The sequence below is a fragment of the Gemmatimonas sp. genome (assembly GCF_041689975.1).
In the GTDB taxonomy this organism is placed as follows: domain Bacteria; phylum Gemmatimonadota; class Gemmatimonadetes; order Gemmatimonadales; family Gemmatimonadaceae; genus Gemmatimonas.
Map to the genome: position 1 here is coordinate 1 of NZ_JBDNFF010000347.1, position 12,711 is coordinate 12,711.

Annotated in this window: 14 protein-coding genes; all 14 read left to right on the top strand. The window is 64.2% G+C overall.

Annotated features, from left to right (window positions below):
* On the top strand, positions 1 to 262 hold a 262-nt coding region (locus ACESNG_RS20560), incomplete at its 5' end, for a helix-turn-helix domain-containing protein (protein WP_373070613.1).
* Between the two features lie 175 nt (positions 263 to 437).
* The gene (locus tag ACESNG_RS20565; protein ID WP_373070615.1) at positions 438 to 815 is read left to right on the top strand and encodes a hypothetical protein; all 378 of its coding nucleotides are present in this window, start codon (positions 438 to 440) and stop codon (positions 813 to 815) included.
* Positions 815 to 1,441, top strand: coding sequence for a flagellar basal body rod protein FlgC (gene flgC / locus ACESNG_RS20570; RefSeq protein WP_373061788.1), 627 nt, complete (start codon positions 815 to 817; stop codon positions 1,439 to 1,441). The genes ACESNG_RS20565 and flgC overlap by 1 nt, the downstream gene beginning before the upstream one ends.
* Before the next feature lie 156 nt (positions 1,442 to 1,597).
* The gene (locus ACESNG_RS20575; protein WP_373061786.1) at positions 1,598 to 1,972 is read left to right on the top strand and encodes a hypothetical protein; all 375 of its coding nucleotides are present in this window, start codon (positions 1,598 to 1,600) and stop codon (positions 1,970 to 1,972) included.
* 26 nt (positions 1,973 to 1,998) lie between these two features.
* Positions 1,999 to 2,316: a flagellar hook-basal body complex protein FliE gene (fliE, locus tag ACESNG_RS20580; RefSeq protein WP_373061784.1), complete on the top strand. Its 318-nt coding sequence runs from the start codon at positions 1,999 to 2,001 to the stop codon at positions 2,314 to 2,316.
* Positions 2,317 to 2,329: 13 nt separating this feature from the next.
* Positions 2,330 to 3,910, top strand: a complete 1,581-nt coding sequence (gene fliF / locus ACESNG_RS20585; RefSeq protein ID WP_373061782.1) for a flagellar basal-body MS-ring/collar protein FliF — start codon at positions 2,330 to 2,332, stop codon at positions 3,908 to 3,910.
* Between the two features lie 8 nt (positions 3,911 to 3,918).
* Positions 3,919 to 4,965: a flagellar motor switch protein FliG gene (fliG, locus tag ACESNG_RS20590; protein WP_373061780.1), complete on the top strand. Its 1,047-nt coding sequence runs from the start codon at positions 3,919 to 3,921 to the stop codon at positions 4,963 to 4,965.
* Positions 4,966 to 4,975: 10 nt separating this feature from the next.
* Positions 4,976 to 5,605 (top strand): FliH/SctL family protein, encoded by a 630-nt coding sequence (locus tag ACESNG_RS20595; RefSeq protein WP_373061778.1) that lies wholly within the window; start codon positions 4,976 to 4,978, stop codon positions 5,603 to 5,605.
* Positions 5,605 to 6,984, top strand: coding sequence for a FliI/YscN family ATPase (locus ACESNG_RS20600; protein ID WP_373061838.1), 1,380 nt, complete (start codon positions 5,605 to 5,607; stop codon positions 6,982 to 6,984). Before ACESNG_RS20595 ends, ACESNG_RS20600 begins: the two co-directional genes overlap by 1 nt.
* Entirely contained in the window at positions 6,981 to 7,481 is a 501-nt protein-coding gene (gene fliJ / locus ACESNG_RS20605; RefSeq protein ID WP_373061776.1) for a flagellar export protein FliJ, read from the top strand. Before ACESNG_RS20600 ends, fliJ begins: the two co-directional genes overlap by 4 nt.
* The gene (locus tag ACESNG_RS20610) at positions 7,478 to 8,200 is read left to right on the top strand and encodes a MotE family protein (RefSeq protein WP_373061774.1); all 723 of its coding nucleotides are present in this window, start codon (positions 7,478 to 7,480) and stop codon (positions 8,198 to 8,200) included. Before fliJ ends, ACESNG_RS20610 begins: the two co-directional genes overlap by 4 nt.
* Positions 8,197 to 10,344: a M15 family metallopeptidase gene (locus ACESNG_RS20615; protein WP_373070617.1), complete on the top strand. Its 2,148-nt coding sequence runs from the start codon at positions 8,197 to 8,199 to the stop codon at positions 10,342 to 10,344. The genes ACESNG_RS20610 and ACESNG_RS20615 overlap by 4 nt, the downstream gene beginning before the upstream one ends.
* Positions 10,344 to 11,153 (top strand): flagellar hook assembly protein FlgD, encoded by an 810-nt coding sequence (locus ACESNG_RS20620; RefSeq protein ID WP_373061771.1) that lies wholly within the window; start codon positions 10,344 to 10,346, stop codon positions 11,151 to 11,153. The genes ACESNG_RS20615 and ACESNG_RS20620 overlap by 1 nt, the downstream gene beginning before the upstream one ends.
* Before the next feature lie 30 nt (positions 11,154 to 11,183).
* On the top strand, positions 11,184 to 12,695 hold the full coding sequence (locus ACESNG_RS20625) for a flagellar hook protein FlgE (protein ID WP_373061769.1): 1,512 nt from the start codon (positions 11,184 to 11,186) through the stop codon (positions 12,693 to 12,695).
* Positions 12,696 to 12,711 lie beyond the last annotated feature (16 nt).

Consider the following 12,711-nt stretch of genomic DNA (forward strand, 5'->3'; position numbering starts at 1 on the left):
CGCCATGGGCAACGCCATGGGCAACGCCATGGGCAACGCCATGGGCAACGCCATGGGCAACGCCATGGGCAGGGCGGCCAACGGCACCATCGCGCTTGCGTCGCTGAATGTGGCCGAAGCGGAGCGCGTGCTTATTCAGCATGCGCTGGCAGCTGCCGATAATAACCGTACGAAGGCTGCCGAACTGCTGGGCATCAGCGTGCGCACTCTCCGCAACAAACTCAACGGGCCCGGCAAGGACGCCGACAGCGACGACGAGTAGTCGTTCGGTGGTTGCCGTCGGCAAGTTTGGCCCGCACGACACCCGGCAAAACTTGCCCCATGACGTGATTGATCACACAAGTCTTGCTTGCAACCACTCGCTACTGACGACTTCAACTCATTACTCAAAGCTCACAGCCACAACGATTTAGCAGACCAAAACAGATGAGTTCCGGATGGCCGAGCCCCTGTGGCCCGGCCATTGCTTTTTACTGGTGTGGATACGCTCGCCCTTTCACACCGGGAATACGCAGATGCTCTTCGGACTCATCGATCGCACCACCTCCGCCACGTCGCTCAAAGGCGCACTCGACAAGAGTGTGGAGCGGTCTCGTGGTATCGCGGATCGCGTCTCCAAGGCAACCGTGGGGAACGGTGACGGATTCGCCCTCGAAGCAAAGACCGGTACGGCTCAGGCCAATCTGAATCCCGTGAATGTGGAAGACGAGATGACGGCGCTGGCGGATGAACAGATCCGCTTCCTCGCCACCGCTCGCCTGCTCGAGAAGACCTACGCCAGCCTCCGCAGCGCGATCAGGGGAGGTAACAGCTGATGTCGATTGATCCGACCCGACGCCCGGCCCTGCTCCCCATTCCCGGCCAGCAGACGATCCGCCCGATGTTCCGCTCCCTCGGCATCGCCGCCAGCGGACTCAGCGCGCAGCGCCAGCGCATGGAAACGATCGCCCAGAACATGGCCAACGCCGATGTCACTCGCGGCCCCGACGGACAGCCGTACAAGCGGAAAGACGTCGTGATGGAAGCGGCCACGTCGCAAAACGCGCTGTACAACGGCGGGGATTTTGCGTCGACCATGGGCAACGCCGCCGCCAGCGGCAGCGTGTCCGGAAGCAGCGCCTTCGACATCGCAACCACCGATTCCCGCAAAGCGATCGTGGTGCCGGTGCTGCCGACCACCGGCGGCACGAACGGCGTGAACGGCGCTTTCGGCGGCGAGTTCGGCGTCCGCGTGGCGGGCATCGCGGAAGATCAGGGCGAAGGCCGACTCGTGTACGAGCCTGGCCACCCCGACGCCAACGACGCCGGCTACGTGCGCTATCCCGACATCGATACCACGCAGGAAATGGTCAAGCTGATGGATGCGAAACGCATCTTCGAAGCCAACGCCGCCGTCTTTCAGACCGCCAAGTCCATGCTGCGCGCGTCGATCGACATCTAAATGACATAACCGCACCTCCGCTGCGGGCTCGGGGATCGGCGTGACTCTTCCTCCTCCTCTCCGATCCACACGGTCCCCGACCCGCAGCACGTTCGATAGCACCGCACGTCTCGCTTCACTCGTACGAATCGCTTCAACCGAACACCAGAGATTCACATGAGCGTCAACGGCATCAACAACACCCCGCTGCTTCCCAACCTCGGCTCGCTGTCGCGACCCGAGACGGCGCGCACGCAGAACGGCGCGCAGCAGGCCACGACGAACGCTCGCGCCCTGCAGAATGCCGCGTCGCAAAACGCCGCGCTGAAGCCGCAGACGCCGATCGCTGGTCAGTCCACGGCGCAGAGCGCGGTGCCGGTGGAAGCGCCCGCCGGAACCGACCCGACGCTGTGGAGCGTGTTGACGAATGACGAGCGCAACTTCTTCGCGAAGTCGGCCGCGCTCGGCCCGCTGACGTACAGCCGCATCAAGGCCGCCACGAATCCTGCGCCGCCGGCGGCGCGCGGGATTCGTTTGGACGTCCGCGCCTGATTCCCGACTCCCACCGACTGATCATCATGCAGAATCGAATCGATCTTCTCACACGGGCGATGCCCGAGTTCGGCGCGCGCGACACCGGCATCTCCAGGCAAGTCCCGGTGATCGGCGAAGGCGAGAACTCGTTCGGCAATACGCTCACGAAAGCCATCAACGAAGTGTCCGACGCGCGCGATCGCGCGGGCGACCTCACCAAGCGCTTCGCCGCCGGTGAGAATGTCGAACTCCACCAGGTGATGGCGGCCGGTGAAGAAGCGGGTCTCGCGCTCGACATGATGATGGAGCTGCGCAACAAGATGGTCGAGGCCTATCGGTCCGTCATCGCCATGCAGTCCTGACTGAGCGACCGTCATGAACTCCCTGATGGAATCTCTCTTCGGACGCATGGACAACGGGCGGAAGATCGCGATCATCGCGGTCGGCGTCATCGCCGTGGTGCTCATACTCGGCGTGGCACAGTGGGGCACGCAGCCCACGATGGTGCCGCTCTATGCGGACATCCCCGTCGAGAACGTGAAGGCCATGACCGACAAGCTCACCGAGACGAACATTGCGTTCGAACTCGATCGCACCGGCTCCACGATCATGGTGGCGAGTGCCGATCTGGCGCGGGCGCGCGTGAATCTCGCGGCCGAAGCGATGCCGACCGGTGGGCGTCCGGGCCTCGAGCTGTTCGACAAGCCCTCATGGGGCATGACCGACTTCACACAGAAAGTGAATTATCGCCGCGCCCTCGAGGGAGAGCTCGAGCGCACGATCGGCAAGTTGAAGAACGTCGAGATGGTGCAGGTGCATCTCGCCCTCGAAGACGCGCAGATGTTCAAGGCGAGCGAGCGTCCGTCGAAGGCATCGGTGACGCTCAAGATGGCGGGTGGCGAAACGCCGCGCGCCGAAACGGTGCACGGCATCGCGAGCATGGTAGCCAACAGCGTGGGCGGCCTCGATCCGGAGCACGTCACCATCGTCGACGAGCGCGGACGGGCCCTCACGCTGGACGACGAAGGTTCGGTGGCCGGTCTCTCCAGCCGTCAACTCTCGGTGCAACGCGAAGTCGAGACCTACATGGAACAGAAGGCCGACAAGCTGCTCAACAGCCTCGTTGGCGTTGGCAACGCCCGCGTACAGGTCGCCGCGTCGATCAACTTCGACAAGGTCGAACGCACAGTGCAGGCCGTCGATCCTGAGCGGCAGGCGCTCGCGACGGAGCAGAAAGCGGAAGTGACGCCGAGCAATCCGACGCAGGGCGCCGGCTACAGCACGACCGCCACGTCATACGAAAATACCAAGAGCGTGGAAAGCTTCAGCGGCGCGATCGGCAACTTGAAGAAGCTCACGGTGGCGGTGCTCGTGGCCGACAAAGTCACGATGCCAGTGCTCGACACCACCGTGAAAACGGCGCAGGCACCGACCATCACGGTGCGTACGCCCGAGGAGATCGCCCGCATTGAAACGTTGGTACGTAACGCGCTCGGCGTCGATTCCACGCGCGGAGACATGATCTCGGTGGTGAGTGCCCCGTTCGATATGCCGGCGCCGATCGTACAGCGCGATTCGGTGCTGCCGCCGCAGGACATGGTGGCCAAACTCCAGGCGAACCCGAAACCGGTCGTGGCGATCGCCGCACTCATCGTGCTACTGGTCATCGCGCTCGTCAGTGTGAGCGCACTCAAGCCCAAGAAGTCGACGGCGGTCGCAGGTGTAGGTCCCAACCTGCTGGCGCCTGGTTCCGGCTATCCGGAGCTGCCTGCCGGCTCGCAGATGCAGTCCGCGATGCAGGGCATGAACCAGTACGAGGAAGAACTCCAGGAACCCAAGCGCCCCGTTCGCCTTCCTCCTCCGCCAACCACCCCAGAACGTGAGCAAGCCATGGCGACCGTGGATCAGCGCCCTGACGCTGCGGTCCGTGTGATGCGCGGTTGGCTTCGCTCGTGAGTTCGTCCATGACCGCACTGCCTCGCGGCGGCACCAACGCGGACAAGTACGCCCCCGATCGTCTTACGGGTCGCCAGAAGGTGGCGATCGTGTGCATGGCGATCGGTACGGAGCATGCCGCCAAGATCACCGCTGGCCTGCACCCCGAAGAGGCGGAAATCGTCGCCCTCGAGATGGCGCAGATCGATCGTGTACCGCCCTCGACGGTCAATGCTGTATTGGCCGAATGGCTCGAACTCACGCTCGGTGTCGATTCACTGAGCTCCGGTGGTGTGGAGTTCGCCAAGGACGTGCTCGAAAAGGCGTTCGGACCGGCCAAAGCGCAGCAGATTCTCAAGCGTATTCAAGGGCAGCTCGCCGACAGCGATCGTTTCGGTCGTTTGCGTCGTGCTGATCCGCAGCAACTGGGCAGCACACTGCGCGGTGAACACCCGCAGACGATCGCGCTCATTCTCGCGCACCTCGATCCCAGCCACGTGGCCGCCATTTTGCGCGAGCTCGAGCCGGCACTCGGCGGTGACGTGATGTACCGCATCGCGAAGATGGAGAAAGTGTCGCCCGACATGATCTCGCTGGTGGAGCGCGCGATCGGTAGCGAAGCCGACCTCGCCTTCTCGCAGGGCATGTCGAGTGTCGGTGGTCCGGCGGCCGTGGCCGCAGTCCTCAACCTCGTCAGCTCTTCGCTCGAGAAGGAAGTGCTGGATTTGGTGGCCGAGAAGGATGCACATCTCAGCGACCAGATCAAGAACCTCATGTTCGTGTTCGACGATCTTACGACGCTCGACGACAAGTCGCTGCAGCGCCTGCTGCGCGAAGTGGACGTCAAGCAACTCGCCCTGGCCCTCAAAGCTGCCAGCCCCGAGCTCAAGACGAAGATCATGCAGACGATGTCGCAGCGCGCGGTCGCTGGCCTCAAGGAAGAGATCGAGTTCCTCGGCCCGGTCAAGATGCGCGATGTGGAAGCGGCACAGACGGATATCGTATCGAAGGTCCGCGCACTCGAAGAGACCGGCGAGATCGTGCTGAGCGCCGGAACCGACGATGTCATCCTCTGAGGACCGACCGATGCGAGCAACTGCGTGGTCTCTCGATGAATTCGCCGTGGCCGACGGTTTTGGCGAGTTCACTCCTGCGGAGACGCGGACGCCTGCGCCGTCGGCACACGATCTGGAAGCGGACGTCGAGGCGCGTCTCGCCGTCGAGCGGTCGCGAGCCGAAGCGGCGGCCTACGGTCGCGGCCGGGCCGATGGCGAACGCGCGGCCCGCGCCAGTGTGGACGAAGAAATCGCCTCCGCAATGGCGCTGCTGTCCGACGCGCTCGACACGGTGCAGTTGCACGAGTCGCGCTGGGTCAGCAACGCCGAGGAGAATATCGCCGCGTTGGCGGTGATGGTGGCGCGCCACATCGTGCAGCGTGAAGTGAACGCCGATCCCTCGTTCGTGCGTGACGTCGTACAGAGCGCGATGGCACAGTATCCACTCGATCAGGAGATCACGATCCGCATCAACCCGGAAGATCTCATCGCTTGCCGCGCTTCGATCGAGGAAGCCGGTCGTCGCGAGATCCGCTGGATCAGCGATGTCTCGATCCTGCGCGGTGGTTGCCTCACGGAAGGTCGCGAGCGCATCATCGACGGCCGTGTGGATACGGCGCTCGAGCGCGCGTACCGTAGCCTCGGTGGAGTGCAGGCGTGATGACGCCGACGCGCGCCACGACGCCGTTCGGAGACGGATACCATTCGATGCTCGATGCCATGCAGGATCGGCTCGCGCACAGCGAGCGTTTCGGCTCGTATGGTCGGGTCACCCGCGTGGTCGGCCTTGTTGTCGAAGCCACCGGCATCGATGTCGGACTCGGTTCGCTGTGCCGCATCACCAGTCATTCGCGCGAACGGTCGGTGCTGGCCGAAGTCGTGGGATTCAACGAGCGCAGCGTGCTGCTCATGCCGCTCGGCGAGCTCGATGGACTGCATGCCGGCGCCAGCGTGCAGCCGCTCGGTCGCACCTTCGGCGTGGACGTGGGCCCGGGCCTGCTGGGACGCGTGCTGAACGGCCTCGGTCATCCGATCGACAGCAAGGGCAAGCTCGACACCGTCGAGCGAGTCCCACTCTCCGCCGAACCGCCCAATCCCCTCACGCGCGATACGATCGATCGTCCGCTGGAAACGGGTGTGCGCGCGATCGATGGTCTGCTCACGATCGGCCGTGGTCAGCGTATCGGTATCTTCGCCGGCTCCGGTGTGGGCAAATCGACGATGCTCGGCATGATCGCGCGCAATGCGCAGGCCGATGTGAACGTGATCGCACTGCTCGGTGAGCGCGGTCGTGAAGTACGCGAGTTCATCGAGAACTCACTGGGTGAAGAAGGACTCGCCCGCTCCGTCGTGATCGTGGCCACCGGCGATCAAGCCGCGCTCGTGCGCGCTCGCGGTGCCCTCGTGGCCACGGCGATCGCCGAGTACTTTCGCGATCAGGGCAAGCAGGTACTGCTCATGGTGGACTCGGTCACGCGTGTCGCGATGGCGTGGCGTGAAATCGGACTCGCGACCGGCGAGCCGCCCACCACGAAGGGCTATCCGCCCTCGGTGTTCGCCAACCTGCCGCGCCTCCTCGAGCGCGCTGGCAATGCCACCACGGGCGGCATCACCGGCATCTACACCGTGCTGGTCGACGGCGACGACTTCAACGAGCCGGTCGCCGACGCCGCACGCTCGATTCTCGACGGCCACATCGTGCTCACGCGTCGTCTCGCGGCACAGAATCACTACCCGGCCATCGATGTGCTCGACTCGAAGAGCCGCGTGAAGGACGCGATCACCAACGACATCCAGCGCCGCGCGGGCAGCGCCATGCTGCGACTCGAGGCGGCGTATCGCGAGAAAGAAGATTTGATCATGGTCGGCGCCTATCAGAAAGGCAGCGATCCCTACGTCGATGCGGCCATCATCTATCGCCAGCGCGTGCTCGAGTTTCTGCAGCAACGCCCCGACGAGACCACGCCGTACGGCGACACCTACAGCGCGCTTGCCCAGATCGCCGAAGCCATCGAGTCCTCGGTGCGGCGACGTCCGTGAGCTTCAAGTTCCGATTGCAGCGCATTCTCGAACTGCGCGAGGAGCATGAGAAGGCCAAGGCGCGCGCTTTGGCCAGTGCACGTGACAACGCCGATGCCGCGCATCGCGCGAAAGACGAGATCGCAAACCTGCGCGATCACAGCAAGCAGCAGTTCATGACGACTGCGACCAACGGTCCGCGCATCGGGCATCTCCACCAGCTCGGATTCGTGCTCGCTTCACTCGATGAACGGGTGCTTTTGGCCGCTGATGCGGCAAAGCTTGCCGACGATGACGTGCAGAAAGCGCAGGGAATGCTGGAAGAAGCAGCCCGTGACAGGCGTGTGCTCGATCGCCTAAAGTCTCGTCACAGCGACACTTGGCGCGCCGAGAGCGTTCACAAGGACCGTGTCGCCATGGACGAGGTCGCTCTGGCGCAGTTCTCGCGTAAGGCAGTGCTGAATGCGGCGGATGACGCCGCGAGCAGCAACACCCCTATTGATGGTTCGCATTCATGAAGCAGCTGATCATCCCGATCGTGATTGGACTCCTGGCCGGCCTTGGTGGCGGCACGGGGTACTCCTACATGAAGACGTCGGCGAAGTACACGGCCGACTCTACGCATCTGGCCGATAGCCTCAAGGCACATCCGGCCGACACCACGCATGCGGATTCCACGCATAGCGACGCGTCGCCCACCGAAGCGGCCGCGCACGACAGCGTTCCCGCTGACAGCGCCGCCCACGGCATGGACATGCCGGGCGCGCATGAAGCCGCAGCGCCGATCACGCCGGCCGACAGCATTCGCTTACTCGAGGCCGCGCGTCGCGACCTGAAGTCGGTGTCGCCAAAGTCAGCCCCCGGGAAGGCCCCGGACGCACGCACGACGCCTGCCAAGCCGGCCCTGGACGCGCAAGCGACGCCCAGCCTCAAGTCCCAGACATCGGCGGCGCCCGACGCGAAAGCAAGCACCACCGCTGCCGCCAAAGTGGTGAAGGAAGCGCGTGATGCCGCGATGCAAACGGCGCTCCCCGAGCAGCGCCTCGCCAAGATCTTTTCGGCGATGGCCGCGAAGGACGCGGTCAAGGTGCTCGACCAAATGACCGACGGGGATGTTCGCGCGATTCTCGGCATGATGAACGACCGCCAGGCCGCCGCCATTCTCACATCGATGTCCGCCGCGCGCGCCGCAGCGATCACGAAGGGGGGCGCCAAGGCCCCTGGAGGCTCGCTATGAACGTAATGAAGGCCGTCACCACGCCTACACCGCGCCCGGAACGGGCTGCCGAGCGGGCGATCGAGCGCACCACGCGCCCCGACAGTGACCACACCGACACTGAAGCGACGAGCGAGAGTGAAAAGAAGCGCGGCGTTTCCCACGCCCAGTTCTCCGCGCTGCTGGCGCTCATCTCCGGAGCCGGCTCGCGAGTGCGCTCCGATCTGATTCAGCAGCTCCCTGCCGAAGGCGCATCGCTCGTGGACAAGCGGCGCGACGACGCACTTGCGGAGCAGACCACCGACGAATCGATGGGCGACACGCTCACCGGTGAAGGCGCGTTTCCAGGTGAACAGGGAGTGCGCACGGCACAGGAAGTGAGCGAGGCGTTGCGTTACGGCATTTTGAACACGTCTATCGACAACATATCTGTCGGCAGCACGCCAGCCGGTTCCTCCTCGGATGATATCGTCGATCTGCCCACATACGCGAAAAAGCGCGGCACAAACGGCGTCCTCGGCATTTCCCGCGCGGCGACGCAGATCGGCGCGCAGCTCGGCAGCCAGGGTGAGATTGAAGGCGAGCGCAACATTCTGTCAGTGCTGTCGCGCATCGCGACCAAGCGTGGCACGTCGCTCGAACAATTGATGGCCATCGGCGATGTCCGCGGTGCCGATGCCCGCGCTGCGCTGGATGCGCTGCTCGCGAAGGCGGGCACGCCGGCCGGAAGTGAAATCGCCGACAACGCGGCCACAGCCGCCGCCGCAACCGCAGCCGCTACGGCAGCCGCAATGGTCAGCGCGTCAGCAATGGCTTCAGCACTGGCGGCGGCCACGGCGGCGTCGGCGGCCGACCCGACCACGCCGATCAAGGATCTCGATGCCGTCGACCCGGAGCTCCGCTCACGGGCGCAACGCGTGATCGATCGCATGAAAGGCGAGTATGGTCACACCGTCTCGATCGTCGAAACAGCCCGCTCGCAGGAGCGTCAGGACTATCTCTACGAGCAGGGGCGCACGCGTCCCGGTGCTGTCGTGACGTGGACGCACGATTCCGCGCACACGCGTGGTGAGGCGGTTGACGTGATCGTGGACGGGTCCTGGGAGAACGCGCCGGGCTTCGCTCGTCTGCAGCGCATCGCGAAAGAAGAAGGGCTTCGTACGCTCGGCGTCAAGGATCCGGGACATCTCGAGCTCGCCAATCACGGCGAGCGCGCACTGGTGAATGCGGCGCCGCAAGCGCTCGACAAAGTGACCGCAGCGTTTCAGCGCCAGTCGTCAGCGGCTTCGGCGGCACCAGCGGCGGCACCGGCTGGTGTGGCGCAGATCGCGAGTGTCGCCGGTCTCGCGCAGGTCGCACGCGTGGCCGATGCCAACGCCGACCCGGCCGCCCTGGGCGAAGGTGCGGCGGCGTACGTTGCGCAGGCCAATGCCGACAAAGGCGGCAACGGCGAACAGAATGGCAACGCCTTCGGGCGCGGCGCGCGCGACGAGAACGGACAGCCGATCAACGATGGACGGAAGCTCGGACACGCCAAACAGGAGGCGGTGAGCGACACGTCGGGCTTCGGTGCGATGCATGTCAACGCCCAGGGCAACGCGCAGACGACCGATTCCGTGCGTACCCCGGTGGTGGGTCAGACGGCGGGCAGCGAGCAGGCCGCGCGCGTGTCGGAGATCCAGGCCATGCGCGCGGATGCGCCGGCCGGTCCGCTCTCGCGCATGACGCTCAACGTCGACAATGCAAACGGCACACAAGACCGCATCATCGTCGATTTGCGCGGGAAGGTGGTGGACACGTTCATCTCGACCGACGCGACGAGCGCCGAGCAGATGAAGCTGCGCACGGGCGAACTACAGGAGTCGTTGGGCCGACATGGACTCGATGCCGAAAGCGTGCGCATCAGCGGCACCGCGAAGTCGGAGCAGAATGAGGCGTCACGCATGATCGGCAACGAGCGCGATGCGCTCCGCACGAACGGCGCGACGCCGACCACGTCGGGTGAAAACGCACAGTCTCAGAGTCAGCGCGACCGGGCCACCGGCCGCGACTGGGATAAGCAGCAGGATGCTCGCCGCGAGCAGAAGGAGCAAGCGGCGCGGGATCAGCAGCGCGAACAGGCGGACCAGCGCGGCTGGCAGAATCTCTTCAACGGGACCAAGTGATGATCACCGCTACACGGAGCGTCTCCAGCACGTTTGATCCGAGCACGCTCAAGCCGAGTTACGCTACGACAGACACGAAGACGGGGGCGACGCCGCCGGTCGGTGCCGCTGAGCCGTCCACCAAGCTCAGTGGTCTGTCCAAGACGAGTACGATGGGCAAAGACGAATTCCTCAAGATGCTCGTGGCCCAGCTGAAGAATCAGGATCCCCTGAATCCGATGGATGGCAAGGATATGGCGGCGCAGCTCGCTCAATTCTCCACCGTCGAACAGCTGTTGACGATGAACAAGTCGATGGAAGCGCAGGCCGCGTCGGCGGCCGAAACGGCCGCAGCGATCAAGTCACTTGAGAAGACGCAAAATGAGCGGTCCGATGAACTCGCACAGCTCATCGAAGGGCAGATGGCCATGGCCACCGTCGGCAAGACCGGCGTGACCATCGGCAACAACGCTTTTGTCGACAAGGACGGGAAAGGCACGATCGTCGTGGACAGCGGCGCGCTGAAGGGAAGTGGTCGCATCACGATGACCAACGAGAAGGGCGAGGCCGTCGGTTCGGCCATTATCGACAAGGTCGCGGGTGGGCAGATGTCGTTCGAGTTGGGCGACTACGAGTGGAAGCCGCCGCTCGCTCCCGGGAAGTACACGTACACGTTCGAGGTCGCAAAGGATGGCGGCCTGTGGCAAGCAGCGAAGACGTACACGGCCGGACGAATTACCGGCATGCGGTACGACAGCGGCAACCCCATCCTGATCATCGGCGATTCTATCAGCGTCCCGATGTCGAAGCTCACCCAAGTGCGCGCCTGATCGCGACCTGACCTACGAGGATTTTCACAGATGCTTCGTTCTCTCTTTGCCGGTGTGTCCGGCCTGCGCAACAACCAGGTGCGCATGGACGTGATCGGTAACAACATTGCAAACGTCAACACGGTGGCCTTCAAGGCCGGTCGCGTGACGTTCAAGGAAGGCTTCGCGCAGTTGCTGCAGGGCGCGAGCCGTCCGCCTGGAGACCAGGGTGGTATCAACCCGGTCCAGATCGGCCTTGGCATGCAGATCGGCTCGATCGACCAGATCTTCAATCAGGGTAATCTCGAAACGACCGGCCTGAACACGGACGTCGCGATTCAGGGCGACTCGTTCTTCGTGGTGCGAAAGGGCAACCAGAGCTTCTACACGCGCGCCGGCAACTTTCAGGTGGACGCCAACGGTCAGATGGTATCGCCGGCCAACGGCTTCATCGTGCAGGGTCGCATCTACGAAAACGGCGTGCTGCAGGACGGCATCCGGGACATCCGCCTGCCGTTCGGCCAGAAGGTGTCGGCCAAGCCGACCACCGAAGCCGTGCTCGCCGGCAATCTGAACGCGTCCGCCCCGGTGTTCCAGGGCAACTTTCAGGATCCGCTCGTGCGCGCGCTGCCGAGCAACGAGAAGTCATGGACGGAATCGCAGATCGCCGTGTTCGACTCGCAGGGTACCAAGCGCGACATCAAGATCCAGATGTGGAAGGTCGGTCCGAACGAGTGGGATTGGCAGATCGATCCCATCGCCTCGGGCGTAGTCGAGAACTTCCAGACGGGTGCCGGTCCGACGCCGCCCCCCATCCCGCTCCCCGTGCCACCGACGGGTTACGAAATTCTACCGGCCAACGTGAAGGTGTACAGCGCGTCGGGCACCGAGTATCAGTCGCCCGCCGACTTCGCCTTCACCCCGCCCAACGTGGTCTTTACATCGACCATGCCGGCGAGCTCCGAAATCAAGATCTCGTACTTCATGAGCCCGACCGCCGCCACGGCGAGCGAGAATGGCGGCACGTTCACGTTTGACAGCGCCGGCATCATGAACACCAACATCTCGGCCGCGATCAACTTCGCGGTGCCGGGTGCGAATCCGGTGCAGGTCAATCTCAAGCTCAGCGGCGGCGTGAGCGGCCTCACGCAGTTCGCGTCGACCGCCTCGACGGCGGTACTCCGCGACCAGAACGGCTACACGGCTGGTACGCTGCAGAACTTCAGCATCGACCGCTTCGGCTTGATCACCGGCTTCTTCACGAACGGCACCACGTCGTCGCTGGCGAAGATCGTGCTCGCCGACTTCAACAACCCGAGCGGCATGCTCCGCATCGGCGACAACATGTACCAGGAGTCGGCCAACTCGGGCGGCGCGGTGCTTGGCTTCGCCCTCGAAGGCTCACAGTCGCAGCTCACCAGCGGCGCCCTCGAGATGTCCAACGTCGACCTGGCTCAGGAATTCACGAACATGATCATCGCCCAGCGCGGCTTCCAGGCCAATGGCAAGGTCGTCTCGACCTCCGACGAAATGCTGCAGGAGTTGATGCAGATCAAGCGCTAAGCGGGTAACCGCGTAG

Bases quoted from the DNA above. Each gene is read 5' to 3' on its own strand.
- ACESNG_RS20565 (WP_373070615.1), top strand. From the start codon at position 438: ATGGCCGAGCCCCTGTGGCCCGGCCATTGCTTTTTACTGGTGTGGATA.
- flgC (WP_373061788.1), top strand. From the start codon at position 815: ATGTCGATTGATCCGACCCGACGCCCGGCCCTGCTCCCCATTCCCGGC.
- ACESNG_RS20575 (WP_373061786.1), top strand. From the start codon at position 1,598: ATGAGCGTCAACGGCATCAACAACACCCCGCTGCTTCCCAACCTCGGC.
- fliE (WP_373061784.1), top strand. From the start codon at position 1,999: ATGCAGAATCGAATCGATCTTCTCACACGGGCGATGCCCGAGTTCGGC.
- fliF (WP_373061782.1), top strand. From the start codon at position 2,330: ATGAACTCCCTGATGGAATCTCTCTTCGGACGCATGGACAACGGGCGG.
- fliG (WP_373061780.1), top strand. From the start codon at position 3,919: ATGACCGCACTGCCTCGCGGCGGCACCAACGCGGACAAGTACGCCCCC.
- ACESNG_RS20595 (WP_373061778.1), top strand. From the start codon at position 4,976: ATGCGAGCAACTGCGTGGTCTCTCGATGAATTCGCCGTGGCCGACGGT.
- ACESNG_RS20600 (WP_373061838.1), top strand. From the start codon at position 5,605: ATGACGCCGACGCGCGCCACGACGCCGTTCGGAGACGGATACCATTCG.
- ACESNG_RS20610 (WP_373061774.1), top strand. From the start codon at position 7,478: ATGAAGCAGCTGATCATCCCGATCGTGATTGGACTCCTGGCCGGCCTT.
- ACESNG_RS20615 (WP_373070617.1), top strand. From the start codon at position 8,197: ATGAACGTAATGAAGGCCGTCACCACGCCTACACCGCGCCCGGAACGG.
- ACESNG_RS20620 (WP_373061771.1), top strand. From the start codon at position 10,344: ATGATCACCGCTACACGGAGCGTCTCCAGCACGTTTGATCCGAGCACG.
- ACESNG_RS20625 (WP_373061769.1), top strand. From the start codon at position 11,184: ATGCTTCGTTCTCTCTTTGCCGGTGTGTCCGGCCTGCGCAACAACCAG.